At 72.6% G+C, this 25,764-nt stretch carries 24 protein-coding genes; 14 read left to right on the forward strand and 10 right to left on the reverse strand.

Translation table 11 applies throughout. The features are described 5' to 3' along the window. Positions 1-89: 89 nt before the first annotated feature. The 9 genes from AMIR_RS39845 (at position 90) to AMIR_RS35005 (ending at position 7,751) form a co-directional block, all read left to right on the forward strand. Complete coding sequence (locus tag AMIR_RS39845) at positions 90-437, forward strand: helix-turn-helix domain-containing protein (protein WP_425358898.1); 348 nt, start codon at positions 90-92, stop codon at positions 435-437. Then, positions 404-643, forward strand: a complete 240-nt coding sequence (locus AMIR_RS34970) for a Scr1 family TA system antitoxin-like transcriptional regulator (protein ID WP_143761020.1) — start codon at positions 404-406, stop codon at positions 641-643. The genes AMIR_RS39845 and AMIR_RS34970 overlap by 34 nt, the downstream gene beginning before the upstream one ends. Before the next feature lie 158 nt (positions 644-801). Then, positions 802-1,689 (forward strand): DddA-like double-stranded DNA deaminase toxin, encoded by an 888-nt coding sequence (locus AMIR_RS34975; RefSeq protein ID WP_015805727.1) that lies wholly within the window; start codon positions 802-804, stop codon positions 1,687-1,689. Then, positions 1,690-2,325 (forward strand): Imm1 family immunity protein, encoded by a 636-nt coding sequence (locus AMIR_RS34980; protein ID WP_015805728.1) that lies wholly within the window; start codon positions 1,690-1,692, stop codon positions 2,323-2,325. Between the two features lie 2 nt (positions 2,326-2,327). Then, the gene (locus tag AMIR_RS34985; protein ID WP_015805729.1) at positions 2,328-2,930 is read left to right on the forward strand and encodes a DUF1707 SHOCT-like domain-containing protein; all 603 of its coding nucleotides are present in this window, start codon (positions 2,328-2,330) and stop codon (positions 2,928-2,930) included. Positions 2,931-2,966: 36 nt separating this feature from the next. Then, positions 2,967-4,502: an SDR family oxidoreductase gene (locus AMIR_RS34990; RefSeq protein ID WP_049797229.1), complete on the forward strand. Its 1,536-nt coding sequence runs from the start codon at positions 2,967-2,969 to the stop codon at positions 4,500-4,502. Positions 4,503-4,563: 61 nt separating this feature from the next. Then, positions 4,564-5,598, forward strand: a complete 1,035-nt coding sequence (tdh, locus tag AMIR_RS34995) for an L-threonine 3-dehydrogenase (protein WP_015805731.1) — start codon at positions 4,564-4,566, stop codon at positions 5,596-5,598. Continuing rightward, entirely contained in the window at positions 5,598-6,782 is a 1,185-nt protein-coding gene (locus AMIR_RS35000; protein WP_015805732.1) for a glycine C-acetyltransferase, read from the forward strand. The genes tdh and AMIR_RS35000 overlap by 1 nt, the downstream gene beginning before the upstream one ends. A gap of 60 nt (positions 6,783-6,842) precedes the next feature. Then, positions 6,843-7,751 carry a LysR family transcriptional regulator gene (locus tag AMIR_RS35005; RefSeq protein WP_041837217.1) on the forward strand — a complete coding sequence of 303 codons (909 nt, stop codon included), beginning with the start codon at positions 6,843-6,845 and terminating at the stop codon, positions 7,749-7,751. Here AMIR_RS35005 and AMIR_RS41345 read toward each other — a convergent pair. Continuing rightward, positions 7,727-8,059, reverse strand: a complete 333-nt coding sequence (locus tag AMIR_RS41345) for a hypothetical protein (RefSeq protein ID WP_015805734.1) — start codon at positions 8,057-8,059, stop codon at positions 7,727-7,729. The genes AMIR_RS35005 and AMIR_RS41345 overlap by 25 nt on opposite strands. Before the next feature lie 119 nt (positions 8,060-8,178). Between AMIR_RS41345 and AMIR_RS41350 the strand changes: the two genes are divergently transcribed. Then, on the forward strand, positions 8,179-8,595 hold the full coding sequence (locus AMIR_RS41350) for a hypothetical protein (protein WP_222840703.1): 417 nt from the start codon (positions 8,179-8,181) through the stop codon (positions 8,593-8,595). A 57-nt stretch (positions 8,596-8,652) separates the two neighbouring features. On the opposite strand, the gene AMIR_RS35015 is transcribed toward AMIR_RS41350, so the two are convergent. The 4 genes from AMIR_RS35015 to AMIR_RS35030 form a co-directional block, all read right to left on the reverse strand. After that, a complete protein-coding gene (locus AMIR_RS35015; RefSeq protein ID WP_143761022.1) occupies positions 8,653-9,681 on the reverse strand; it encodes a hypothetical protein in 1,029 nt (342 codons plus the stop codon). 198 nt (positions 9,682-9,879) lie between these two features. Continuing rightward, on the reverse strand, positions 9,880-10,311 hold the full coding sequence (locus AMIR_RS35020) for a DUF4303 domain-containing protein (protein ID WP_015805736.1): 432 nt from the start codon (positions 10,309-10,311) through the stop codon (positions 9,880-9,882). A gap of 14 nt (positions 10,312-10,325) precedes the next feature. Further along, a complete protein-coding gene (ptsP, locus tag AMIR_RS35025) occupies positions 10,326-11,957 on the reverse strand; it encodes a phosphoenolpyruvate--protein phosphotransferase (RefSeq protein WP_015805737.1) in 1,632 nt (543 codons plus the stop codon). Positions 11,958-12,028: 71 nt separating this feature from the next. Continuing rightward, positions 12,029-12,880: a ribokinase gene (locus AMIR_RS35030; RefSeq protein ID WP_015805738.1), complete on the reverse strand. Its 852-nt coding sequence runs from the start codon at positions 12,878-12,880 to the stop codon at positions 12,029-12,031. Positions 12,881-12,994: 114 nt separating this feature from the next. Between AMIR_RS35030 and AMIR_RS35035 the strand changes: the two genes are divergently transcribed. Beyond that, a complete protein-coding gene (locus AMIR_RS35035; protein ID WP_015805739.1) occupies positions 12,995-14,914 on the forward strand; it encodes a DUF2339 domain-containing protein in 1,920 nt (639 codons plus the stop codon). A gap of 290 nt (positions 14,915-15,204) precedes the next feature. Here the strand turns inward: AMIR_RS35035 and AMIR_RS35040 are convergent, their stop codons facing one another. After that, a complete protein-coding gene (locus AMIR_RS35040) occupies positions 15,205-17,340 on the reverse strand; it encodes an MMPL family transporter (RefSeq protein ID WP_245554573.1) in 2,136 nt (711 codons plus the stop codon). 125 nt (positions 17,341-17,465) lie between these two features. Here AMIR_RS35040 and AMIR_RS35045 point away from each other — a divergent pair, with 125 nt between their 5' ends. Continuing rightward, positions 17,466-18,212 (forward strand): TetR/AcrR family transcriptional regulator, encoded by a 747-nt coding sequence (locus AMIR_RS35045; protein ID WP_015805741.1) that lies wholly within the window; start codon positions 17,466-17,468, stop codon positions 18,210-18,212. A gap of 81 nt (positions 18,213-18,293) precedes the next feature. Here the strand turns inward: AMIR_RS35045 and leuS are convergent, their stop codons facing one another. Beyond that, on the reverse strand, positions 18,294-21,098 hold the full coding sequence (gene leuS, locus AMIR_RS35050) for a leucine--tRNA ligase (protein ID WP_015805742.1): 2,805 nt from the start codon (positions 21,096-21,098) through the stop codon (positions 18,294-18,296). Between the two features lie 301 nt (positions 21,099-21,399). Here leuS and AMIR_RS35055 point away from each other — a divergent pair, with 301 nt between their 5' ends. Continuing rightward, the gene (locus AMIR_RS35055) at positions 21,400-21,804 is read left to right on the forward strand and encodes an SdpI family protein (RefSeq protein WP_240438771.1); all 405 of its coding nucleotides are present in this window, start codon (positions 21,400-21,402) and stop codon (positions 21,802-21,804) included. A gap of 22 nt (positions 21,805-21,826) precedes the next feature. On the opposite strand, the gene AMIR_RS35060 is transcribed toward AMIR_RS35055, so the two are convergent. Then, complete coding sequence (locus AMIR_RS35060) at positions 21,827-22,408, reverse strand: YqgE/AlgH family protein (protein WP_015805744.1); 582 nt, start codon at positions 22,406-22,408, stop codon at positions 21,827-21,829. 90 nt (positions 22,409-22,498) lie between these two features. Here AMIR_RS35060 and AMIR_RS35065 point away from each other — a divergent pair, with 90 nt between their 5' ends. Next, positions 22,499-23,809: an MFS transporter gene (locus AMIR_RS35065; protein ID WP_015805745.1), complete on the forward strand. Its 1,311-nt coding sequence runs from the start codon at positions 22,499-22,501 to the stop codon at positions 23,807-23,809. Here the strand turns inward: AMIR_RS35065 and AMIR_RS35070 are convergent. Both AMIR_RS35070 and AMIR_RS35075 read right to left on the reverse strand, forming a co-directional pair. Further along, positions 23,792-24,058 (reverse strand): response regulator transcription factor, encoded by a 267-nt coding sequence (locus AMIR_RS35070; protein WP_049797044.1) that lies wholly within the window; start codon positions 24,056-24,058, stop codon positions 23,792-23,794. The genes AMIR_RS35065 and AMIR_RS35070 overlap by 18 nt on opposite strands. A 155-nt stretch (positions 24,059-24,213) precedes the next feature. Next, positions 24,214-25,764 carry a CCA tRNA nucleotidyltransferase gene (locus tag AMIR_RS35075; RefSeq protein ID WP_342626575.1) on the reverse strand — a complete coding sequence of 517 codons (1,551 nt, stop codon included), beginning with the start codon at positions 25,762-25,764 and terminating at the stop codon, positions 24,214-24,216.

A 25,764-nucleotide genomic window follows, 5' to 3' on the forward strand; every position in this document is an offset into this window, starting at 1 on the left:
AGGCCCAGACCAGGCGCGCGGTGATCCGCTTGGCCGCGTCGGGGCCGGGATCGGGGTCGCTGAAGAGCGCGGCGGCGCGCTCGGGGGCGGTGCTCCCGGCGGGCATAGGGCTTCGTGGTCGGGGCCGGTCCAGGACCGGGTCAGGTGCTCTCTCTTCGGGAAAGCGGGAGCGGGGCGTGCAGCGGGTCCTCGGGTGCTCGGAGTCGAAGGTGGGCAAGATCCTGCGCGGCGACGTGTCGGTCGTGCCGCTGGAGCTCGCGGCGCTGCTGGACCTGTTCGGCGTCGAGGGGGACGCGCGCCGAGCTGGAGCGCTTGGGCGAGGAGTCCCGGCGGAGGCGGCCGAAGACGCCGTGGGGCATGGCGGTCCCGGACCGGTTGCGGAAGTTCTTCAACACCGCAGCTGGTGCAGGCGCGCATGGCCAGGCAGGCGCGACTGACCGGGACCAACCCGCCGGAACTGGTGCTGGTGGTGCGCGAGGCCGTGCTGGAGGCACCGGTCGGGACGGCGGCCGTTCGGCGCGGGCAGCTCACCCACCTGAAGCGGTTGGTGGACGAGGGTCGCTCGGTGCTCAAGGTGGTCCGGGAGCTGCTGGACGTGGCGCTTCCACCTGCCGAGTCGGTGGGCCTGCTCGATAGGGTCTGACCGTGGTCCCTGAGCGGGTGGTGTGGCGGAAGTCCTCGTAAAGCGGGAACAGCGGGGGGAGTGCGTCGAGGTCGGGCGCGCGGCCGGGTTGTCGGCGTTCGTGGCGGCGGTCAAGCTCGGCGAGTTCGCCGAATAGCGCCGTCGTCGGGAGGCTGCGGTTGTCGGAGTCGCTGCTCTCCGGCGTGTGGGCACAGGTCGCCATTGCGCTGGACCGCGCCGCTTCCACCGCACTCCTGCTGAACAGGGCTTTCGGGTTGCTGTGCGAGGCGGTGGACGGTCTGTTCGTGGTGGCCCGCGGGAGCGCGGGGGAGGTGCGTGGACTCGTCCAGTGGTGGGCGGAGCAGGCTGCCGAGGTCGCGGAGTCGCTGTGGCGGATGCAGTGGAGCTACCTCCGGGCCGAACATTCACTGCTTGCTTATGTAGCTCGACTGGGTGGAGTTCTGCCCGCGCGATCCGTCATGTTCCCCGGCCACGTCGAACCGGACGCGCACTTCGGCCCCAACCCGGAACGGCACCACCCGGCACTGGTCGAGGTGCCGATCGTGTGGGCCGGGCGGCAGGAGGACCGCACGAGCACGTGGGCGAGACGTGTCCAGCGCGGGTTTCCCCGATACACCGTTGGCGCCAAGACCGCAGGAATGTTCTACAACGCCGGAAGCCAGTCCTGGGAACTGCTCAGCGGCGTCGACCACCGGGGCGGGTTGACGAGAAAAGCCAGCCAGCACATCTCGCGCATGCTCTCCAGCGGCTTCTTCGACGGAAAACCGCTGGACACCAAAAGCGACCACTTGAGGATGCTCAACTACACCAGCACGCACGTGGAGACCAAAGCCGCGATCTGGGCGCGGGACTCCGACCAGGAGACCATCGACGTGGTCACGAACCGCAACTACGTCTGCGGCGAGAGCTACGACCCGGATGACGTCGACGAGCCTCCGGGGTGCTACCAGGCGGTCGAGAGCGTTCTCCGCGAGGGGCAGACCATGCGCGTGTGGACGACCGACCCGGAGAACCGGGTGATCACGATTCACGGAAAGGGGATGTGAGTGCCCCAGGTCGAATTCAGGGGGGAGATCGAAGGCCGCCGCTACCGGCCGGGAAGTTGGACGGCTTCCTCCTCCGAGGAAGTCTCGGACGCCCTGGACCGGATCTTCAACAGCCCGTGGGAGTTCCGCACCGAGTGCGTCATCCGCATCGCGGGTCTGCGGACCGGTCTCCGCGTTCTCGTCTACCTGAAGGACGGTCGCACGACCCTGCTGTGGGCGGGAACCCACCGGTCCAAGAACCCGACCCCGTTCCCCGACGCGCCCCTGATCGCCGAGGACCGCGACAGCGAAACGCCGCTGCACTTGAGGCGTGATTCCTACCTCTCCCGCGAAAGCGCCCGGTCGGCGGTCCTCGAGTACCTGGCGACCGGAGAACGCCCCACCTGCATCGAGTGGCAGCCGGAGAGCAAGGAGGCCTACGCGCTTCCCGAACCGGTCGAGGGCATGTCGGACGACCTCTGGGGCGTCGTCTCCCTGATCACCGGCAGCACCCCCGAGGCGGACGCCCGGCGCCTCCGCGAAGATCAGGAGATCGCCGACTACTGCCCGGTCGGCCGCCCGCCCCGGATAGCCTCGACCGGAGACGAGCCGCTCTTCCGAGACGAGCCGCCGTTCTTCTTGAGGGGGACCGAGTGACGATGACCGATCCCAAGCAACTCCGCGTGTCCGACGCCGAGCGCGAGCACGTCGTCGGCCTGCTGCAGAAGGCCATCGGGCGTGGGCTCATCACGCTCGACGAGTTCTCCGAGCGCACCGACCAGGCGCTCGCCTCGCGCACCAGGGGCGAGCTGAACGCCGTCCTCGTCGACCTGCCCGGCATGGTCAGCTCCGAGGCGCCCGTCGAGGACGTGGCGGTGGACCCGCGGTTCGCGGGCAGCCCGAAGGAGCGCCTGGAGCTCAAGTCCACGATGTCCCACGTCCAGCGCAAGGGGCGGTGGTCCGTCCCGCGCACGATCGTGGTGCACAACCGGATGGGCAATACCGAGCTCGACTTCCGGGAGGCGCACCTGCCGCACCCCGTCGTGACGATCGACCTGGACGTGTTCGCGGGCTCCGTGCGCGTCCTCGTGCCCGAGGGCAGTTCGGTGAACACCGACGACCTGCGGCTGAGCGCCAGCGGGATGCAGGACAAGGTCCGGGTCGAGTCCGGCGGCAGGCCGCACTTCGTCGTCAAGGGCAACGTGAAGGCGGGCACGGTAGAGATCAAGGTGAAGCGGAAGTTCAGCTTCCGGCACGCCTGAGCTGCGGGATGACGCCGATGCGCCGATGATCGGGTGGTGCGATGCCTAGTCACCGGCGCGACCGGTTACCTCGGCGGACGGCTCGTGCCCCGGCTGCTGGCCGAGGGGCACCAGGTCCGCTGCCTAGTCCGCGATCCAGGCAAGCTCCGCGACGTCCCCTGGGCGAAGCGGGTCGAGGTGGTGCGCGGCGACGTGCTCGACCCCGACTCGCTCGCCGAGGCGATGCGGGACGTGGACGTCGTGCACTACCTGGTGCACTCCCTGAACAGCCCGGACTTCGTCGACGCCGACCGGCGCGCCGCCGAGAACACGGCGCGCGCCGCCGAGGACGCGGGTGTCGGGCGGATCGTCTACCTCGGCGGGCTGCACCCGGCGCGCGGCAGGCTGTCCCCGCACCTCGCCTCGCGCAAGCAGGTCGGCGACACCTTCCTCGCCTCGCGCGTCCCCACCGTCGTGCTCAAGGCCGCGGTGATCATCGGGTCGGGTTCGGCGAGCTTCGAGATGCTGCGCTACCTCACCGAACGCCTCCCGGTGATGGTCACCCCCCGATGGGTGCACAGCCGGGTCCAGCCGATCGCGGTCCGCGACGTGCTGCGCTACCTCGTGCAGGCCATCACCCTGCCGAAGGACACCAACCGGTCGTTCGACATCGGCGGCCCCGAGGTGCTCACCTACTTGGACATGATGCACCGGTACGCGCGCGCCGCCGGTCTGCCGAGGCGCCGCGTGCTGCCGGTCCCGCTGCTCACCCCCCGGCTGTCCTCGCACTGGGTCAACGTCATCACGCCCGTGCCCCGCTCGATCGCCTCGCCGCTGATCGAGTCGCTGGTCCACGACGTGGTGTGCCGCGAGAACGACCTGTGCGCGCTGCTGCCGGGTCCCCAGATCGGGTACGACCGGGCGGTGGAGTTGGCGCTCAACCGGGTCCGCGACACCGACGTGGAGACCCGCTGGTCGAACGCCTCGCTGCCGGGCGCGCCGTCCGACCCGCTGCCGAGCGATCCCGAGTGGTCCGGTGGCTCCTCGTACACCGACATCCGCACCCACCTCACCGGCGCGACCCCCGAGCAGCTGTGGCGGGTCGTGGAGGGCATCGGCGGCGAGAACGGCTGGTACTCGTTCCCGCTGGCCTGGGCCGTGCGCGGCTGGGCGGACCGGCTGGTCGGCGGGGTGGGGCTGCGGCGCGGGCGGCGCGACCCCGGCAGGCTCCAGGTCGGCGAGGCGCTGGACTGGTGGCGGGTCGAGGAGATCGAGCGGGGCGTGCTGCTGCGGCTGCGGGCGGAGATGCGCGTCCCCGGCAAGGCCTGGCTGGAGCTGCGGGTGCAGCCGCTGGTCGACGGGAGCGCGCGCTACCTGCAGCGGGCCGTGTTCGTGCCGCGCGGGCTGGTCGGGCACCTGTACTGGTTCGCGGTGTGGCCGTTCCACGGGATCGTGTTCGGCGGCATGGTCGGCAACATCGCCGCCGCCGCGGGGGCGGCCAACGCGGAGGACCGGCGGGCCTCGGGCTGGACGCCGCCACCGCCGAGGTCGGCCGAGCAGGCGCCGGGAAGATCGCCAGTGAAGCCGAGCTGACAAGCGAGTTCAGAAAGTCCTGATGGACCGAACGGCGCAACCCGGAGCAGACTCCACCGCTGTGAAGGCACTGGTCAAGGCTGAGGCCGGGCCGGGACTCTCGTTGACCGAGGTCCCCGACCCCACCCCCGGCGCGGGGGACGTGCTGGTGCGCGTCCTGCGCACCGGCATCTGCGGCACCGATCTGCACATCGACTCGTGGGACGAGTGGGCGGCGCGCACCGTGCGCGCCCCCCTCGTGCTCGGCCACGAGTTCACCGGCGAGGTCGCGGCCGTCGGCTCCTCGGTCACGGACGTCAAGGTCGGCGACCTGGTCAGCGGCGAGGGCCACCTGGTGTGCGGGGCGTGCCGCAACTGCAAGGCGGGCCGCAGGCACCTGTGCGCCAACACGCGCGGCCTGGGCGTGCACGAGAACGGCGCGTTCGCCGAGTACGTGGTGCTGCCCGAGGCGAACGCCTGGGTGCACCGCGCGCCCGTCGACCTGGACGTGGCGGCGATCTTCGACCCGTTCGGGAACGCCGTGCACACCGCGCTGTCGTTCCCGGTGATCGGCGAGGACGTGCTGATCACCGGCGCGGGCCCGATCGGGATCATGGCCGCCGCCGTGGCCAGGCACGCGGGCGCCAGGCACGTGGTGATCACCGACGTGAGCGAGCACCGGCTGGAGCTGGCCCGCGCGGTCGGCGTGGACCTGGCGCTGGACGTGTCCCGGCGGACGCTGGCCGAGGCGCAGGTCGAGCTGGGCCTGACCGAGGGCTTCGACGTCGGCATGGAGATGTCCGGCCAGCCCGTCGCGCTCCAGGACATGATCGGCAACATGGCGCACGGCGGGCGCATCGCGATGCTGGGCCTGCCCGCGTCGGACTTCGCCGTCGACTGGAGCAGCGTGGTGCTGAAGATGCTGCACCTCAAGGGCGTCTACGGCCGGGAGATGTTCGAGACCTGGTACTCGATGTCGGTGCTGCTGGAGCGCGGGCTCGACCTGTCCCCGGTGATCACGCACCGGTTCGACCACACCGACTTCCGGGAGGCCTTCGCCACGGCGCGCGGGGGCAAGTGCGGCAAGGTCATCCTCGACTGGACGGGAGCTGCCTGATGTACGGCGCGATGCGCGAAGACCTGCGGGCCGGGTTGGACGAGATCCGGTCGGCCGGGCTGTACAAGTCCGAGCGGGTCATCGGCGGGCCGCAGCGGTCGGCCGTGCGGGTCGGCGAGACCGACGGCCTGCTGAACTTCTGCGCCAACAACTACCTGGGCCTCGCGGACCACCCGGTGCTGGTCAAGGCCGCGCACGACGCGCTGGACCGGTGGGGCTTCGGGATGGCGTCGGTGCGGTTCATCTGCGGGACGCAGGAGCCGCACAAGGAGCTGGAGGCGCGGCTGTCGCAGTTCCTCGGCACCGACGACACGATCCTGTACAGCTCGTGCTTCGACGCGAACGGCGGCCTGTTCGAGACGCTGCTCGGCGCCGAGGACGCGATCATCTCGGACGAGCTGAACCACGCGTCGATCATCGACGGCGTGCGGCTGTCCAAGGCCCGCCGGTTCCGCTACCGCAACCGGGACATGGCCGACCTGGAGCAGCAGCTCAAGGACGCCGCCGACGCCCGCTACCGGTTGATCGCGACCGACGGCGTGTTCTCCATGGACGGCTACCTGGCGCCGCTGGACGAGATCTGCGACCTCGCGGACAAGTACGACGCGCTGGTCATGGTCGACGACTCGCACGCGGTCGGGTTCACCGGTCCGGGTGGTCGCGGCACGCCGGAGCTGTTCGGGGTGCAGGACCGGGTCGACGTCGTCACGGGCACGCTCGGCAAGGCGCTGGGCGGGGCGAGCGGCGGGTACACGTCGGGCCGGGCGGAGATCGTGGAGATGCTGCGGCAGCGGTCGCGGCCGTACCTGTTCTCCAACTCGCTGGCCCCGTCGATCACGATGGCGGCGATCGCGGCGCTGGACCTGCTGAGCTCGTCGGGCGAGCTGCTGGAGCGGCTGCGGGCGAACACCGCGCTGTTCCGGTCGCGGATGACCGAGGCGGGGTTCGACCTGCTGCCGGGCGAGCACCCGATCATCCCGGTGATGATCGGCGACGCGGCCGAGGCGGGGCGGATGGCGGAGCTGCTGCTGGAGCAGGGCGTGTACGTGATCGGGTTCTCGTACCCGGTGGTGCCGCACGGCAAGGCGCGCATCCGCACCCAGATGTCGGCGGCGCACACGACCGAGGACGTGAACCGGGCGGTGGACGCGTTCATCGCGGCGCGGGAGCGCATGACCGGCTGAGTCCCTGTCCGGACGACGGCCCTGCGGGTCCCCGCGGGGCCGTTGGCCCACAATGCGCAGGTGATCGATCCTCGCAGGTTGCGCGTGCTGCGCGCGCTGGCCGACCACGGCACCGTGACGGCCGCGGCGGGCGCGCTGCACCTGACCCCGTCGGCGGTGTCGCAGCAGCTGGCCGCGCTGGAGTCGGAGGTGGGGCACGAGCTGCTGCGCAGGCGGGGGCGGCGGGTCGCCCTGACGGCGGCGGGCGAGCTGCTGGTGGGGCACGCGAACGCGGTGGCGGCGGAGCTGGAGCGGGCGCGGGCGTCACTGGCGTCGTTCGCGGCCGGTGGCGGCGGGCGGGTCGTGGTGGCGGGGTTCGCGTCGGCGATCACGCAGGTGGTCGCGCCCGCGCTGGCGGTGCTGCGGGCGCGCGCGCCGGGGGTGGTGGTGCGGGTGCGCGACGCCGAGGGCAACGCGAGCGTGCCGCTGCTGCTGGACGGCGAGATCGACCTGGCGGTGACCGAGGAGTACCGGCCGGGAGGGCGCGACGACCGCCGCATCACCAGGTTCCCGCTGTACACGGAGCCGTTCGACGTGCTGCTGCCACCGGGGCACCGGTTGGCGGGGGAGGCGGCGGTGGAGCTGCGGGAGCTGGCGGACGAGGAGTGGGTCGCGCCGCAGCTGGGGAACCCGGTGCGGGACGCGGTGGAGCTGACCTGCGAGAACGCCGGGTTCGCGCCGGTGGTGACGCACGTGTCGGATGATTTTCGGGCGATCGGGGCGTTGGTGGGCGCGGGGGCCGGGGTGGCTCTGGTGCCACGAGCGGCGGGGGCCGGGGTGCCGGTGCACGGGGTGGCGCCGCTGCGGCGGGTGTTCGCGGCGGTGCGGGCGGGGAGCGAGGAGCACCCGTTGATCCGGGGGGTGTTGAACGCGCTGTCGGAGGCGGTGAGCGGGTTGGGGCCGGGTCAGGCGGACAGGCGGTTGACGTAGGCGCGGCAGACCTGGCGAACGCGGTCCTCGGGGACGTCACCGGCCAGGGCGGCGACCGCCATGTTGGCGCCGGGCGAACGGGGGCCAGCGAACAGCTCGCGCAGGAGGGCGAGTCCGGTGGTGGACACCTCGCCGACGCGTTGGTCACTGGTGAGAGCGTGCCAGGAGGCTGCCACTCCGGCTGCCGGAAACCCCATGAAGAGCCGGTAGACGTCACCGGCGTCCTTGTTGGTGAGCCGGTCGGGCCTGCTCTCCGCGTCCTTGATCCGGTCGATGATCTTGTATGCCTTCGCGACGAGCAGCGCCACGGGCCTGCGACGCACGCCTCTGCGGAGCGCTCTGCGCCGTCCAGCGAGGTGATCGTCATGAGTGACCGGTCGACGACGGCCGTCTCCAGGCCGGGCACGCGAAGGATGGCCAACTTGTCGTGGGGCGGCGCTTTGGCGCTGCGCTTGCCCTTGCCCGCGAACCGCTCGGCCATGAGCAGGTCCAGCTCGATCGCGGCGGGCAGGCCTCCGACCACCTCGTTCAGGAACCACAGTCCGGGCTGGTTGGCCTTGGCGAGCTCGAAACCGGCACCTCGCAGGGCTTGCTCCAGCAGGGGCTCTTCACCGAGGAGGTCAGGGTCCAGGCCCAGATCGCCGTCGGAGGTGTAGGCGGCGCTGCTGATCCCGACCCCGGCAGTGCGCAGGTAGACGGCCTGGGCGCCGACCACGGTGACGGCCGAGCGGTGATCGCGGAGCGCTTCCACCCCGTCGAGCAGGGTGTTGCGCGCGACGATCGTCAACTTTTCCGGATCGACGTTCGCGGGAGCTCTGGACGCTTCGACCGCCTTCTCGGGTGAATGCGGCGATGAGCGTAGTGATCGCACGTCGAACACGAACGGGTGACTAGCAGGCACTCACCGTCGCCACTCATCTTCGTGATCGGCCATCCACGCGAGGACCGCCTCGGCCTCGGCGGGCATCCGGCCCGGCCCGGCGAGTCCGTCGAGCACGAGCTGGCTCGGCGCGATGTGCGGGAGACCTTCCACGACCCTGGCACCCTCGAACACCACCGGGTCCTGAGGCTTCAGGAACAGGACGTCAGGACTTTCGTCGGTGGGCAGCAGGCCGAGGTCGTCCATCAGACCGGTCACCTCGTGCTCGCTGGCATCGACGTAGACCATCAACTGGCCGCCGACCGACAGCGGGGCCAGCGCGCGGGCCGCGTGCGGACCGGTGATCGCGAACGGGCGGTTGATGGCGCCGGAGCGCAGCCGTTCCAGAACGTCCCGGACGCCGTTCAGCGCCAGGCCGCCGTGGTGGGGGTTGTCGCGCAGCAGATCACCGGCCGCCGCACGAGCGCGCAGCAGTCCCCGCCAGTCGACCTTGGTGATCACCCGGTTCTCGCGCTGGATCAACAACCGCTCTTCCAGCTGCCCGAGCAGGCGTGACACCCATGCGGTACTCACCTTCGCAGTCTGCGCGACGTCCTTCGCCTGGTAGGGCGGCGCGTGATCCACCAGGAATCGAACGATCCGACCGGTACGACTTCCAGCGAGGGTGATCGTTCGGCCGGTGGACGGCTTGCTGGATGACTTGGTCAGCCCTTGGAGGTGGATCCGCACCAAGGGGTCGTCGCTGTTGAGCGAGACGTTGCCGGTCAGGTCCAGGTAGTCGACACCGTGCTCGCGCAGTTCGTGCTGGGTTCGCGGGCTGAGCCACGGTGAGACGACCAGCAATGACTGCCAGACGTGGGCATGGCGCAGGATGCTGTGCGTCTGCGCGATCTTGCCGTTGATGTCACGAGGCGTGAGTTCGCGCTCCGCGAGAACTAGGAACTCCACGACCTTGCTACCGGGGAAAACCAGCCGAACCCGAGCGTCGAACGCCCCGTCGTCCAAGACCTCGTTGGTGATCTCCCACTTGGATCCCAGCAATGCCTGCAAGCTGCGGACGGCATGGTCAACGAGGGCGGACTTAGGTTCCTCCGAAGGTTCCACCGCAGCCCACCCTTGCCTCAAACGCCAAGTTGCCTCACTCAGACAACTTCCAGTTTGAGGCAAAGTTGCCCTAAAGCGCCAGTTGCCTAACCCAGGCAACTCGACTTTTGAGGCAAAGTTGCCTCGAACGAGGCAACTCCAACCTCACTCCGCCGCCTCCGCCAACCACCGCTCCAGCACCACCGAAGACCGGTTCAGCCGCAGCACCCGAGCGGTGTTCGTGTGGTCCGGGGGCATGACCTCGGCGGCCAGGAGCAGGGACGCCCGCCGCGCCCCCGCGCCGAACGCGCCTTCCGCGTCCAAGACCGCCAGCGCCTCCACCGCGGCCTCCAGCGTCGCGTCCGGATCCCCCCTCGGGAACCGCACCCCCGCCAGCCACTCCTCACCCCAAGCGCAGTACGGCGAGTCCGCGTACGACCACCGCACCCCCTCGTCACCCACCCGCGCCAGCGCCTGCTCCGACCACGCCGTCAGCGCCAGCCGCTCGCCCTCGCCCGACGTCGTCAGCGTGACGTAGTACCAGTCCTCCCGGTGGGCGCGGCGCAGGTCGGTCCAGGCCGACCGCACCGCGTCCACCAGCGCCTCCTGCACTAGTGCGGGGCCCGTGCGGCCAGCTTCGCGGAGGCCGGGTCCGCCGCGCCCAGCGCGCCGCGCGCGGCCAGCTGGCACAGGTCGTAGCTGGTCGTCGCCAGCCTCGCGCCCACCGTGGCCAGGGCCGTGTGGTTCATCGACAGGCTGCTCACGCCCAGGCCCACCAGCACGCACGCCAGCAGCGGGTCCGCCGCCGCCTCGCCGCAGACGCCCACCGGCTTGCCCAGGGCGGTGCCCGCCTCGCCCACCAGGGCGATCAGCCTGAGCAGCGCGGGCTGCCACGGGTCGTTCAGCGCGGCCACCGCGCCCACCTGGCGGTCCGCCGCGAACACGTACTGCGCCAGGTCGTTCGTGCCGATGGACGCGAAGTCCACCTCCGCCAGGACCTCCTTCGCGGCCAGCGCGGCGGCCGGGATCTCGATCATCACGCCGACCCGCGCGATCCCCGCCTTCCTGGCGCGCTCGGCGAACCACGCGGCCTCGGCGGCGGTCGCCACCATCGGGGCCATCACCGACACCTCGGCGCCGCTGTCCTGCGCGGCCAGGGCGATCGCCTTCAGCTGGCGCTCCAGCACGTCCGGCCGGTCGAAGGCCACGCGCAGGCCGCGCACGCCCAGCGCCGGGTTCGGCTCCACCTCGGGGTCCAGGAACGGCAGCGGCTTGTCGGCGCCCGCGTCCAGGGTCCTGACCACCACCGGCTTGCCCGCGAACGGGGCCAGGACCGCCGCGTACGCCTTGCGCTGCTGGTCGACCGTCGGCTCCTCCGACGCCGACAGGAAGCAGAACTCGGTGCGGAACAGCCCGACGCCCTCCGCCCCCGCGGCGACGGCGGCGACCGCGTCCGCCTCGGCGCCCACGTTGCCGACGACCTTCACCCGGTACCCGTCGCGCAGCGTCCCGACGCCGTTCCACTCCACGCGCGGACCGAGGTGGGCCGCGCGGACCACGCCGTCCGACTCCACGACCGCGCCCGTCTCGCCGTCCACCGACAGCGCGTCCGCGCTCAGCGACAGCACGCCCCGGCACGCCACGACCGCCGGGATGCCGAGCGAGCGGGCCAGGATCGCGGTGTGCGAGGTCGGGCCGCCCTCCTCCGTCACCAGCGCCAGCACCTTCGCCGGGTCCAGCCCGGCCGTGTCGGCGGGCGCCAGGTCGCGGGCCACCAGCACGCTGGGCGCGTCCAGGTCCGGCACGCCCGGCGCGGGCACGCCCAACAGCTCGGCGACCAGCCGGTCCCGCACGTCGCGCACGTCGCGCGCCCGCTCGGCCATGTACCCGCCCGCCGCCTCCAGCGCGGAGATGAACCCGGCGGCGGCCTGGTGGACGGCGCGCGCGGCGGGCAGCGACTCGGCGGTGACCAGCTCCTCGGCCTGGCCGAGCAGCGCCGGGTCCGCCGCCATCGCGGCGGTGGTCTCCAGCACGGCCCTCGCGTCGCCCTCCAGCGTCGCGGCCTTCGCCGTCAACCGCGCGGCCACGGCCTCCGCCGCAGGCGCGATCCGCGCGGCCTCGGCGGCCGGATCGGCCGGGGCCGGGGACGCTGGCGGCTCCCCGAGGGCCTCCGCCACCCGGACGACGGGCCCGGCGGCCCTCCCTGCACTGACCCCGACACCGCTCAGCCGCGCGTTAGCCATGATCTAGACCGTACTCCCAGGTGGGCGGCTTGTTCGAGACGCGCCACCACCCTGCGGGACGGCCGCGCCGATCACGGGCCGCCCAGTTCGGCCAGCGTCGGGTAGGACGGCTGCGCCCCCGCCCTGGTCACCGAGAACGCCGCCACGCGCACCGCGAACCGCACCGCGTCCACCAGCTCCCGCCCCTCGGCCAGCCGCACCGCGAGCGCCCCGGCGAAGGCGTCCCCGGCCCCCGTGGTGTCCACGACGTCCACCTCCGGCGCGGGCGCCTCCAGCACCCCCGACCTGGTCACCACGGCCGCGCCGCGCGCGCCGAGGGTCACCACCACCGCGCGCGGCCCCAGCTCCAGCAGCCCCTCGAACGACGGCGCCAGCTCGGCCGCCTCGTGCTCGTTGACCACCAGCGGGTCCAGCGCGGCCAGCACGTCCGGGGCGACGCCGACCACCGGCGACAGGTTCAGCACCACCCGGACCCCGGCCGCCGACGCCGCCCGCACCGCCTCCTCCACGACCGGGACGGGCACCTCCAGCGAGCACACCAGCACCGCGAACCGCCCCCACGGGGCCTCGGCGACCACGTCCGCGTTGGCACCCGGCGCGACCACGATCGAGTTCTCGCCGTCCGGCGTGACCGCGATGTAGGCGGCCCCGGTCGGCCGCCGGGACACCGCGACCAGCGCCGCGTCCACCCCGGCGCCCTCCAGCGACCGCCGCAGCAGCGCGCCGTTCCCGTCGTCGCCGACCGCGCCGAGCAGCGCCACCCGGCCACCGGCGCGGGCGGCGGCCACGGCCGTGTTCGCGCCCTTCCCACCGGGCAGCACGACCGTGTCGGAACCGAGCACGGTCTCCCCGCCCGCCGGTCGCCGGGGCACGGACACCACGAGGTCGGCGTTGGCCGACCCGAGCACGAGGACCTGAGCCATGCCCGGCACTCTGCCGCACCGCGCCGGTGCGGGTGGGGCGGGTGCGGGTGGGGCGGACGCGGGTTGAGTAGTGGTACCGATGATTTGTCCGCTTCGCGCGGCGATCCTGGACGCATGACCGGTCCGGACCCGCTGATAGCCCTGGCCACCGAGGTCGACGCCCTGTCCCGCCGCCTGACGCAGGTGGGCGCGGAGCTGCGGACCCTGCGCCGCACGACGACACCCGCGCCGACCCCCGAGGCCGCCACGACGACGACGGCGACCGCGGCGGAACCGATCGCGCCCACGACCGAGCACGTGGTCGGGCCGGCCGTTGGAGCCGCCATCCCGGCGCAAGCGCAAGCGCAGCCGCAAGCACAGCCGCAGCCGCCGCACCCCGCCACGGCCGGGCAGGTCCCGCCCGCGCCCCACCCGTTCCCGCAGCTCCCCGGCCCCCAGGGCCCGCAGTCCCCGTTCCCCCAGTACCAGCCGTACACCCCGCCTCCCAGGGTCTCGCTGGTCGAGCGGTTGGGCCAGGACGGCGCGGGCAGCCGCCTGCTGGCCTGGGTCGGCGGCGCGGTCACCACGCTCGGCGTGGTCATGCTGCTGGTCCTGGCCGTGCAGCGCGGTTACCTGGGCCCGGTCCCGCGCGTGGTCGGCGGCGCGCTGCTGGGCGCCGCGCTGGTCGGGCTCGCGCTCCGGCTGAACCGCAAGCCGGACAACCGCACGGGCGCGCTCGCGATCGCCGCGACCGGGTTCGCCGTGCTCTACCTGGACGTCGTCGCCACCACCGCCCTCTACGGCTACTTCCCGACCTGGCTGGGCCTGCTGTCGGGCCTGCTGGTGGCGGGCGCGGGCCTGTGGCTGGCGGTCCGCTGGGACGAGGCGGTGCTCGCGGTGGGCGTCGTGCTGGCCTGCGCGGTGTGCGCCCCGGTGATCACGGGGGTCCTCGCCGTGGAGCTGGTGCTGTTCCTGCTGGTCCTGCAGCTGGTCGCGGCCCCGGTGCACCTGCTGCGGAGCTGGCCCGCGCTGGCCGTGGCGGCCGGGCTGCCGCCCGCGCTGGGCGCGCTGCCGGTGCTGACGGTGAGCGGCGCGGCCACGTCGACCTGGTTGTCGGTCGCCGTCGCGGTGGTGGGCCTGGCGGTCGCGGTGGTCAGCGCCCGGCGCACCGGCGGGAACCCCGGCCTGGTCGCGCTGCTGGCCACCGCGCCCGCGCCGGTGCTGGTCGCCGCCCTGCTGCTGCCCGACGGGCGGGGCGAGCTGCTCGCGGGCGGGCTGGCCGCCGTGCTGCTGGGGCTGTGGGTGGTGCTGCGCCGGACCGGGAAGCCGGAGTTCGGCGGGGCCTTCTCGACGGCGCTCGCCGCGATGGGCCTGCTGGCCGCGTTCGAGGCGACCGCGCTGGTCTCGGGCCTGCGCTCGTTCGGCCCCGCGGTGCTGGCGGAATCGGCGGCGCTGGCCGTGCTCGCGGGCCGGATGCGCTCGCGCGGCGCGCTGGTCGGCGCGCTGGCCTTCGGCGTCCCCGGCCTGCTCGCCGCGCTGGGGGAGACCCTGGAGATCCCCCTGCTGCTGGGCTCCTTCGCGCGCGCCACCCCGACCGACCTGGTCGCGGGCGTGTTCACCGCGCTCGCGCTCGCGGCGGCGGCCGTCACCACGACCTGGGCCGCGACCAGGGCGGGCGCCGTGCCGCCGGGCCCGAACAGCTGGATCGCGGCGGGCGCGCTGGTGCTGTACTCGACGACGGGCCTGGTGGTCTGCGCCGCCCTGCTGGTCTCACCGACGGTGACCGCGTTCCTGTTCGGCCACGCGCTCGTCACGGTGGCCTGGACGGTGGCCGCGCTGGTGCTGCTGAACCGGGGCGTGGACAGCGCGCCGCTGCGGGTCAGCGGGCTGGTGCTGGTCGGCGCGGCGCTCGTGAAGCTGGTGCTGTTCGACCTGTCGGCGCTCAGCGGGTTCGCGCGGGTCCTGGCGTTCCTGGGCGCCGGACTGGTGCTGCTGGCTGCGGGCACCCGCTACGCCAAACTAGTGGCCGCGAAGAAAAATTCGGCAAATTCGTAGCACTCCGGAGCCAATCCACCCCCGGTTACGTCATTTTGGTGGTATGCCTCACTTGGTCGGGGCAGGACCACCGGTGCTCAGCGCCGGTTGGAACCCGGTGCCGGTCGTTTCGCCCCCCGAGCGACCGGCGCCGGGTGCCGCCTGCTGCCGCCCGCTCCGCCGTCGCGGGCGGCAGCTCGCGTGCGGGCTGCCCGACCGAACCTGGGACCTGACGACCAAGCCGCCGGATCACCCGCGGAACGCGCGGAGCCCGGCCGCCGAGGCGAACCGGGCTCCGCGAGCACGACGGGTCAGACCCGCGCGGGCTCCTTGCCGTCCTCGAGCGGGCCGCCCCCGACCGAGCCGTCCTCGACCGGGTCGCCCTCGTGGATCGCCATCCGCTCCTGGATGCGCTTGAGCGGACCGGGCGCCCACCAGGACGCGTCGCCGAGCATCCGCAGCACGGCGGGCACCAGCAGCATCCGGACCACGGTGGCGTCCAGCACCAGCGCGAGGATCATGCCGACGCCGACGAACCGCATCACGGTGATCTGGGAGAACGCGAACGCGCCGGTCACCACGATCAGCAGCAGGGCCGCCGCCGTGATCACCCGGCCGGTCTTGGCCAGCCCGGTGGTCACCGCCTCCTCGGTGCTCGCCCCGCGCCCGCGCGCCTCGACCATGCGCGAGAGCAGGAACACCTCGTAGTCGGTGGACAGGCCGAACACCACGGCCGCCATCAGCACGACGATGCCGGACTCCAGCGGCGCGGGCGTGACGCCGAGCAGCTCGGCGCCGTGGCCCTCCTGGAACACCAGGACCAGCACGCCGAAGGTCGCCGCGAGGCTCAGCGCGCTCATGATCACGGCCTTGATCGGCAGCAGCACCGACCCGAACGCCAGGAACATCAGCACGAACGTGGCGACCACCAGCACGCCGATCATGATCGGCAGGCCGTCCTGGATGGCCTTGAGGCTGTCCGAGACCACGGCGGTGCTGCCGCCGACGAGCAGCTCGTCACCGGGGTGGTCCAGCGCGCGCACGTCCTTGAGCGCCTGCTTGGACTCGTCGCTGAGCGGATCGCCGTCCAGACCCGCGTTGATCAGCCACACGCCGTCCTTGGGCTCGGCGCCGGGCTGCGCGTCCGCGACGCCGGGGACCTCGCTGACGCGCTGCATGAACGCCTGCGCCTCCCGGGGCGCGGGGTCGCCGGTGAGGACGATCTTGAACCCGCCCGCGGCGAGCGCCCCGAAGTCCTCCTTGACCGTCTCGGCGGCCACCCGGACCTCGTTGCCCTCGGGCAGGACCTTCTCGGTGACCTCGCCGAACTTGACGTTCAGGAACGGCGAGCCGAGGCCGAGCAGCAGCACCACGATGGGCAGCGCGAACAGCACCGGCCGCTTCATCACGGTGGCGGCGAGCTTGCGCCAGCCGCTCTCCTTCGGCTCACCGCGCTTGGCCCACGGCAGCGCGAGCTTGTCGATGTTCTTGCCGAGCAGGCCGAGCATCGCGGGCAGCAGGGTCAGCGAGGTGATGGCGGCGATGGCCACCGCCGCCATGCCGCCGTAGCTGAGGGACTTGAGGAAGCCGTGCGGGAAGATCAGCAGGCCCGCGAGGGCGATGATCAGCAGCGTCGCCGAGAACGCCACGGTGCGACCGGCGGAGCCGACGGTCCGCTTCACCGCGTCCTCGGTGCCGCGCCCGGCGGCCATCTCCTCGCGGAAGCGGCCGACCATGAACAGGCCGTAGTCGATCGCCATGCCGAGCCCGAGCAGGCTGGCGACGTTGACGGCGAACGAGTTGATCTCCAGGCCGAGCGAGGCCGCGTGCAGCACGCCCAGCGAGCCCAGGATCGACAGGCCGCCGACGAGCACCGGCAGGGACGCCGCGACGAGCCCGCCGAAGATCACCACGAGCAGGACCAGCACGATCGGGATCGACACCGCCTCTGCGGTGATCAGGTCGGACGAGGTGACCTCGTTGATCTCCCGCTGGGTCGGGATGAGCCCGCCGACGTGGCTGGTGACGCCGTCCTGGTGCAGCTGCGGCTCGATCTGCTCCAGCTGCTTCATCTGCCCGTTGGAGTCGGCGGCCTGGAGCGTGATGACCGCCAGGACCTTGTCGCCCTCGGGAGCCGGGATCAGCGGCGTGACCTGCTTGACCGCGTCGTCCGGCAGCCCCTCCAGCCGGGTGGTGATCTCCTGGAGCTTGGCGGGGTCACCGGTTTCGTAGATCACCAGGACGTCGCCGTCCTGGCGGCCGAAGGTGTCCTCCGTGACCGTGACCGCGCGGTCCGACTCGCTGCCGGGAGCCTCGTAACCGCCCTGGCTGAGCTTGTCGAAGACGCCGAGCCCCCACACGCCCCCTGCCACCGCCAGCAGCACTACCGCGATCAACACCACCCATCGGCGGCGGTAGGCGAGCGATCCCCACTTCGCGAACAACACGTCCTCCCTCGGTACAGTGCGTTACTGTTGCGTGAACGGTGTGAACTTCGTAAACACCGTTCACCGGATGACCGAGCCTGACCGTACGCGCGGTGAACACCGTTCACAACTCGATGGAGTGACACATGAGCGAAGCCACTCGCCGAGAACGGCTACGCGCGGAGACCGAACGCGACATCCTCACCCAGGCTCGCGCGCTTCTGACCGAGAAGGGCCGCGATTCGGTAACTCTCCGTGCCATCGCACGTGAACTGGGGATCACCGCGCCCGCGCTGTACCGCTACTACGACTCGCGCGAGGCGCTGCTCGCCCGGCTGTGCGAGGTCGTCTGCGAGGACCTGGAGAACACGCTCGGCGCCCTGCTCGCGGAGGTGCCGGACACCGCGCCGGTCGACCAGCAGGTGTACCTGGTGTGCCGGGGCTTCCGCAGGTGGGCGCTCGACCACCCGCAGGAGTTCTCGCTGGTGTTCGCCTCGACGGACGGCGACTACGTGGCGGGCCGGGAGGTCGCGGCCCCCGAGGAGCACGTGCGGGACCGATTCGGCCGGGTGTTCCTGGAGATCGCGGCCAGGCTGGTGGCCAGCCACCCGTTCCCCGACGAGGTGCCCGCGGGCGTGTCCGACCTGCTGCACGAGGACCTCGCGGTGTACCAGCAGGTGCTGATCAACCAGATCGAGGCGCGCGGCGTGCGCGTGGACGAGCGGACCCTCGACCAGGCGGCGATCTTCCACATCCTCCAGGCGTGGGTGCGGATCTACGGGCACGTGGCGCTGGAGGTGTTCGGCCGGTTCCCGTTCGCGGTGACCAACCCGGAGGAGATGTACGACCAGATGCTCGCCCAGCTCCTCGGCGAGCTGGGGCTCCGGGGCTGACCGACGCCCGAGAACAGCGGTGGCGGGGAACCCTGAAGTCCCCCGCCACCAGTGCTCAGCCGCGCGTCACAGCACAGCGCGTCACAGCACGATGTTGACCAGCCTGCCCGGCACCACGATGACCTTCCTCGGCTCGCCGGTCAGCAGCGCCGCCACCGCCGGGTCGCCCAGCGCGGCGGCCTTCACCTCGTCCGGCGAGGCGGACGCCGACACCGTCACCCGCGCCTTGACCTTGCCTCCCACCTGCACCGGGTACAGGACGGTGTCCTCCACCAGGTAGCGCTCCTCGGCCACCGGGAACGGCCCGTGCGCCAGCGAGTCACCGCCGCCGCCCAGCCGCTCCCACAGCTCCTCCGCCACGTGCGGCGCCAGCGGGGCCAGCAGCTGCACGACCGGACCGGCCAGCGCCCTCGGCGCGCCCGCCGGGTAATGCTTGGTGACGTGGTTGTTCAGCTCGATCAGCTTCGCGACCGCCGTGTTGTAGCGCAGGTTCGCGTAGTCGTCGTGCACGCCCGCGATGGTCTTGTGCAGCAGCCGCAGCGCGTCCTCGGACGGCTCGACGTCGGCCACCCGCAGCTCGCCGCTGTCCTCGTCGACCAGGTTGCGCCACAGCCGCTGCAGGAACCGCTGCGCGCCCACGACGTCCTTGGTCGCCCACGGCCGCGACACGTCCATCGGGCCCATCGACATCTCGTACACCCGGAACGTGTCGGCGCCGTAGTTCGCGCACATCTCGTCCGGCGTGACGACGTTCTTCAGGCTCTTGCCCATCTTCCCGTACTCGCGGGAGACCTCGGCGCCGTCGTGGAAGAACTTGCCGTCCTTCTCCACGACCTCCTCGGCGGTCACGTACGCGCCGCGCGCGTCGGTGTACGCGTACGCCTCGATGTAGCCCTGGTTGAACAGCCTGCGGTACGGCTCGTCGCCGGACACGTGGCCCAGGTCGAACAGCACCTTCTGCCAGAACCGCGAGTACAGCAGGTGCAGCACCGCGTGCTCGACGCCGCCGATGTACAGGTCGACGCCGCCGGGGTCGTTCGCGCCGTGCTCGGCAGGGCGCGGGCCCAGCCAGTACTGCTCGTTCTCGGCGTCCACGAACCGGCCGGGCTCGGTCGGGTCGACGTAGCGCAGCTGGTACCAGCAGGAACCGGCCCAGTTGGGCATGGTGTTGGTCTCGCGGCGGTACCGCTTGGGCCCGTCGCCCAGGTCCAGCTCGACCTCCACCCACTCCTGCGCGCGGGTCAGCGGCGGGGACGGCTCGGAGTTCGCGTCGTCCGGCTCGAAGGTGCGCGGCGAGTAGTCGTCCACCTCGGGCAGCACGACCGGCAGGTGCGACTCGGGCAGCGCGATCGGGGTGCCGTCCTCGTCGTAGACGATCGGGAAGGGCTCGCCCCAGTACCGCTGCCGGGAGAACAGCCAGTCGCGCAGCTTGTACTGCACGGTGCCCTCGCCCGCGCCGCGCTCCTCCAGCCAGGCGATGATCGCCTTCTTGGCCTCGGCGACGTCCATGCCGTCCAGGAAGCCGGAGTTGATCGCGGGGCCGACGCCGGTGAACGCCTCGCCCTCGAAGCCCTCGGTGGGCTGGACGGTGCGGATGATCGGCAGGTCGAACGCCTTGGCGAAGTCCCAGTCGCGCTGGTCCTGGCCGGGCACCGCCATGATCGCGCCGGTGCCGTAGCCCATCAGCACGTAGTCGGCGACGTAGACGGGCAGCTCGGCGCCGTTGACCGGGTTGACCGCGACCGCGCCGATGGGGACGCCGGTCTTCTCCTTGCTCTCCTGCCGGTCCAGCTCGGACTTGCGGGCCACCTCGGCGCGGTAGGCGGCGATCGCGCCCGCCTGCGCGGGGGAGGCGATCGCGTCGACCAGCGGGTGCTCGGGGGCCAGCACGACGTAGGTGGCGCCGAACAGGGTGTCGGGGCGGGTCGTGAAGACCTCGATCCGCTCGTCGGCGCCGACGGCGCCCTCACCGGCCCGAACCTCGAACCGGACCCGCGCGCCGTTGGAGCGGCCGATCCAGTTGCGCTGCATGGACTTGACCTTCTCCGGCCAGTCCAGCCGGTCCAGGTCGTCGACCAGGCGGTCCGAGTAGGCGGTGATCCGCATCATCCACTGGCGCAGGTTGCGGCGGAACACCGGGAAGTTGCCGCGCTCGCTGCGGCCGTCGGAGGTGACCTCCTCGTTGGCCAGCACCGTGCCCAGGCCGGGGCACCAGTTCACCGGGGCCTCGGACAGGTAGGCCAGGCGGTGCTCGCCCAGGACCTTCTGCTGCTCGGCCGCGGACAGCTCGGCCCACGGGCGGCCGTCCGGGGTGGCGCGCTCGCCGGACTTGAACCGCTCGACCAGCTCGGCGATCGGCCTGGCCTTCTTCACGTCCGCGTCGAACCAGGAGTTGTAGATCTGCAGGAAGATCCACTGGGTCCAGCGGTAGTAGTCCGGGTCGATCGTGGAGATGCGGCGGCGCTCGTCGTGGCCCAGGCCCAGCCTGCGGATCTGGCGCAGGTAGGTCTCGATGTTGGCCTTGGTGGTCTCGCGCGGGTGCTGGCCGGTGCGCACCGCGTACTGCTCGGCGGGCAGGCCGAACGCGTCGAAGCCCATCGTGTGCAGCACGTTCCGGCCGGTCATCCGGTGGTACCGCGCGTACACGTCCGTGCCGATGAAGCCCAGCGGGTGGCCGACGTGCAGGCCGGCGCCGGACGGGTACGGGAACATGTCCTGCACGAACAGCTTGTCGGCGGGGACCTCGCCCTTGAGCTGACCGGACGGGTTCGGCGCGTGGAAGGTGCCGCGCTCCTCCCAGCGCCGCTGCCACCGCTGCTCGATCTCGTTCGCCAGCGCCGCCGTGTAGCGGTAGGCGGGCGTGTCAGCCGCCGGTTCCGTGCTCATCGGAGTTCCCTCTCCCTATCCCTGCCCCTGACATGACGAAACCCCCCAGCCGATGACAGGCATGAGGGGTTGCCGCGCGGACCAGGAGTCGACCGGTCAGCGCGGCTTGCTAAGGAGCAGGCGCGCCGTGCTCATGGCTCAACGGTAGCAGCGCCGCGCAACTTCGTAGCGTTGGGTGACCGGATCACCGCTGATCAACGCGGTGGGTGGCGACGGCTGTGATCAGTGCGATACCACGTCCGGTGGTGACGAGCACGGGGCGGCGCTGTGGATCGCGCGCGGCGCGCCTACCCTCGTCAGCGTGAACATCGTCCTGTTCGTGGTGCTGCTCCTGGTCGGCCTGCCGCTCGGTGCGGCCGGGGTCCTGGGTCTGCGCGGCACCCTGCCCCGCAACCGCTTCCTGGGAGTGCGCTCGAAGGCGTCGCTGCGCGACGACGAGACGTTCGCCCTCGCCAACCGGGTGGCGGGCGTGCCGAACCTGGTCGCCGCCGCCATCGCCGTGCTGGCCGGGATCGCCGCGCTGCTCGCCCCGGAGACCGCGCTGGTCGTCGGCCTGGTCGGGCTGGTCGGCGCGATCGGCATCGGCGCGGCCGGTGGCGTGCTCGGCCACCGCGCGGCCGAGGCCGTCCCGGAGCCCGAGCCCGCGGCCGGGTGCGGCGGCTGCGCCTGCGCCGGTGGCGGTTGCAGCGTCCTGACCAGGGCCTGAGCGGCCTCTCCCGGCGGTCCGCTCAGTTGCGGCGGACGTCCTCGGGGTAGGTGGCGAGCAGCGCCGTCGGCATCCCCTGGCGGCGCAGCACCCGACCCCACAGGTCGACGCCCGGCGGCGACAGCACGTCGTCGGGCAGACCGGGCACCACGATCCAGTCCTCCCGCTCCACCTCGCCCTCCAGCTGCCCCTCGCCCCAGCCCGCGTACCCGGCGAACACCCGCAGGCCGCGCACGCGGGGGAGCAGCGACTCGGGCTCCGAGTCCAGGTCGACCAGCGCGACCGGCCCGTGCACGCCGACCACGCCGTCCAGCGAGCGGTGGTCCTCGCCGGGGCGCAGCGCCGCCAGGCAGAGCGCGGTCTTCTGCTCGACCGGGCCGCCGATGAACACCGCCTGCGGGCGCGACACGTGCGGCCCCCAGGCGGGCAGGACGTCGTGCACGGCCACTTCGGAGGGCCGGTTCAGCACGACCCCCAGTGAGCCCTCGCCGCGGTGGTCGATGACGTAGACGACCGTACGGCGGAAGTTCGAGTCGTTGAGGGTCGGCGCCGCGACCAGCAGCGAACCCGGTTCGACCTCGGCATCAGCACCCACGGGCCCCATGATCCCAGAACCGCCCGCGTGGCGACGCGGAGCGAGAGCCGCGGGGCCGCTCACCCGTCGCCGCCCGCCGACCCGACCTACCCTCGGTCCGTGACCAGCGCCGACGCGGGGGTGCGCCACCTCGGGGTCCGAGGGCTCCTCGCCGCCCCCGGCTTCCGCAGGCTCCTCGCCACCCGCCTCGCCGCCCAGTGGGGTGACGGCCTGTTCCAGGCGGGCCTGGCCGGGGCGGTGCTGTTCAACCCCGAGCGGGAGGCCGAGCCGGGGGCCATCGCGGCCGGGTTCGCCGTCCTGCTGCTGCCGTACTCGCTGCTCGGGCCGTTCGCGGGCGCGCTGCTCGACCGGTGGGACCGGCGGCGGGTTCTGGTGGTCGCCGCGCTGCTGCGGGCGCTGTTCGTGCTGCTGACCGCCTCGGCCGTGGGCTCGGGGCTGGACGGCGTCCCGCTCTACGCGGCGGCGCTGCTGGTCACCGGGGTCAGCCGGTTCACCGGGTCGGGGCTGTCCGCCTCGCTGCCGCACGTGGTCCCGCGCGCGCACCTGGTCGAGGCGAACGCGGTCGCCACCACGGCGGGCTCGGTGACCGCCGTCGTGGGCGCGGCCACGGCCGTGCTGCTGCGCGGGGCGCTCGGCGCGGGCGACGGCGGCTCGGCCTGGACCACCGCGTGCGCGGCGGCGGGCTCGCTGCTGGCCGCCGCGCTGGCCGCCGGGTTCGCGCGGGACGCGCTCGGCCCGGACACCGGCACCGACCCCGGCGCCACCCGCACGCTCACCGCCGTCGCGCACGGCCTCCTGGACGGGGGCGGGGCCGTGCTGCGGACGCCCGCGGTGCGGTCGGCGCTGGCCGCGCTGGTGGCGCACCGGATGGCGTTCGGGATGTCGCTGGTGGTCACGCTGCTGCTGATGCGCAACTCGTTCACCGACCAGGGCCCGTTCCGCGCGGGGCTGGCCGGGCTCGGCCAGGTCGCCGCCTGCGGTGGCGCGGGCGTGCTGCTGGCGGGCCTGGTCACCGACCGGCTCGTGGGCGCGCTCGGCCGCGCGCGGGTCGTTCCGGGCGCGCTCGGGCTCGCCGCCCTCACCCAGCTCGGGCTCGGGCTGCCGATGCGGCTGCCCGCCGTGCTCGCGGCGGCGTTCCTGCTGACCTTCGCGGGCCAGGTGGTGAAGCTCTGCGCGGACGCGGCGGTGCAGGCCGAGATCGGCGACGAGGTGCGCGGGCGGGTGTTCGCGCTCTACGACACCCTCTTCAACGTCACGCAGGTCGTCGCCGTGTCGGTGGCCGCCGCGCTGGTGGCCCACGACGGCCGCTCGCCCGGCCTGGTGCTGGCCGCGGCGCTGGTCCACCCGGTCGGCGCGCTCGGCCACCTGCTGCTCGCCCGGCCGGGCGGCGGCTCAGCGGGGCACCGGTAGCGGCATCCGGATCATCCCCGCCTCGTGGGCGAAGACGACGGCGGAGATCCGGTCGCGCAGGTTGAGCCTGCGCAGGATCTCCGCCACCTCCCCGCCGACCTGCCTGCTGGTCAGCCGGAGCACCCCGGCGATCTCGTGGTCGGCCAACCCCCTGGCCAGGCAGCGCAGCACGGCCCGCTGCCGCTCGTCGAGCAGTTCGAGGTCCGGCAACCGGGTGCCGCGAGTGGCGGACAGTCCCCAGGCGTTCATGCGTCATCACCCCCTGTGCGCGTCGGGCGCACACAGGGTCATGCTCTCGCAACCGGCAGACACTTCGCTAACACTTCGGAGCAAATTGGTCACTCCGGGTGGTCATTGCGCTCGGGCCTGTTCCCGCCCGCAGCGCCCTGACCAGGGCTTTGCCGCTACTCGACCTCGGGAGCGCCCGCGGAGTCAGCCCCTTCGGGCACCCCCTCGGCCGCCGCCCCACCGGACGCCCAGGCCGCTCCGGCAGCGGCCTGGGATCCCACCGACCCGATGCCCTCGGCGCGCGCCCAGGCCAGCAGCTCCACCTCGGCCTCGTCGCGGTCCAGCGGCCCCCGGTCCAGCCGCAGCTCCTTGAGGAACTTCCACGCCCGCCCGACCTGCGGCCCCGGCGGCAGCCCGAGCAGCCGCATGATCTCGTTGCCGTCCAGGTCAGGACGCACCCGGCGCAGGTCCTCCTCGGCGGCCAGCCGGTCGATCCGCTCCTCAAGGCCGTCGTACGTGCGCTGGAGGGCGTTCGCCTTGCGCTTGTTGCGCGTGGTGCAGTCGGCCCGCACGAGCTTGTGCAGCCTGCTCAGCAGCGGACCCGCGTCGGTGGCGTAGCGGCGCACCGCCGAGTCGGTCCACTCGCCGTTGCCGTACCCGTGGAACCGCAGGTGGAGGTACACCAGCTGGGCGACCTCCTCCACGACCTCCTTGGAGTACCGCAGCGCCCGCAAGCGCTTGCGCACCATCTTCGCGCCCAGCACCTCGTGGTGGTGGAACGAGACGCCGCCGCCGGACTCGAACCGCCGCGTCCCCGGCTTGCCGATGTCGTGCAGCAGCGCCGCGAGCCGCAGCACCAGGTCGGGGGAGTTGTCCTCGTCCTCCAGGTCGATCGCCTGCTGGAGCACGACCAGCGAGTGGTCGAACACGTCCTTGTGCTGGTGGTGCTCGTCGATCTCCAGCCGCATCGCGGGCAGCTCGGGCAGCACCACGGCCGCGAGCCCGGTGGACTCGAACAGCTCGACGCCGCGCCTCGGGTGCGCGCCGCACAGCAGCTTCGACAGCTCCTGCTGCACCCGCTCCGGCGTGATCCGCTCCAGCTCGCCCGCCATGGCGGTCATCGCCTCGACCACCCGGTCGGCGGGCGTGAACCCGATCTGCGACACGAACCGGGCCGCGCGCAGCATCCGCAGCGGGTCGTCGCCGAACGACTGCTGCGGCGTCGCGGGCGTGTCCAGCACCATCGCGGCGAGCGCCTCGCGACCGCCGGTCGGGTCGATCAGCTCGCGGGCCGCCACGTCGAACGCCATCGCGTTGACCGTGAAGTCGCGCCGGACCAGGTCGCCCTCGACGGTGTCGCCGAAGGTCACCTCGGGGTTGCGGGTCACCCCGTCGTAGGAGTCCGCGCGGAAGGTCGTGATCTCGACGGTCCGGCCGTGCTTGGTCGCGCCGACCGTGCCGAACGCGATGCCGGTGTCCCACAGCCCGTCGGCCCAGCCGGACAGCAGCCGCTGGATCTGCTCCGGTCGCGCGTCGGTGGTGAAGTCCAGGTCGAAGTCACCCCCGGACGACCGCCCGAGCAGCGCGTCGCGCACGCTCCCGCCGACGAGGTACAGCCGGTGCCCCGCTTCGGCGAAGCGGGCGGCGAGCTCGTCGGCCACGGGGAGGTCGCTGAGCAGCTCCACGAGGGCATTGTCCTGAGCGGTGGACGCGTTCGAACCAGACAC

This window comes from Actinosynnema mirum DSM 43827 (assembly GCF_000023245.1).
Lineage (GTDB): Bacteria > Actinomycetota > Actinomycetes > Mycobacteriales > Pseudonocardiaceae > Actinosynnema > Actinosynnema mirum.

Coding starts and splice junctions, on each gene's coding strand:
- AMIR_RS34985 (WP_015805729.1), top strand. CDS start 2,328: ATGACCGATCCCAAGCAACTCCGCGTGTCCGACGCCGAGCGCGAGCAC.
- AMIR_RS35000 (WP_015805732.1), top strand. CDS start 5,598: ATGTACGGCGCGATGCGCGAAGACCTGCGGGCCGGGTTGGACGAGATC.
- ptsP (WP_015805737.1), bottom strand. CDS start 11,957: ATGGCTAACGCGCGGCTGAGCGGTGTCGGGGTCAGTGCAGGGAGGGCC.
- AMIR_RS35030 (WP_015805738.1), bottom strand. CDS start 12,880: ATGGCTCAGGTCCTCGTGCTCGGGTCGGCCAACGCCGACCTCGTGGTG.
- AMIR_RS35035 (WP_015805739.1), top strand. CDS start 12,995: ATGACCGGTCCGGACCCGCTGATAGCCCTGGCCACCGAGGTCGACGCC.
- AMIR_RS35045 (WP_015805741.1), top strand. CDS start 17,466: ATGAGCGAAGCCACTCGCCGAGAACGGCTACGCGCGGAGACCGAACGC.
- leuS (WP_015805742.1), bottom strand. CDS start 21,098: ATGAGCACGGAACCGGCGGCTGACACGCCCGCCTACCGCTACACGGCG.
- AMIR_RS35060 (WP_015805744.1), bottom strand. CDS start 22,408: ATGGGGCCCGTGGGTGCTGATGCCGAGGTCGAACCGGGTTCGCTGCTG.
- AMIR_RS35070 (WP_049797044.1), bottom strand. CDS start 24,058: ATGAACGCCTGGGGACTGTCCGCCACTCGCGGCACCCGGTTGCCGGAC.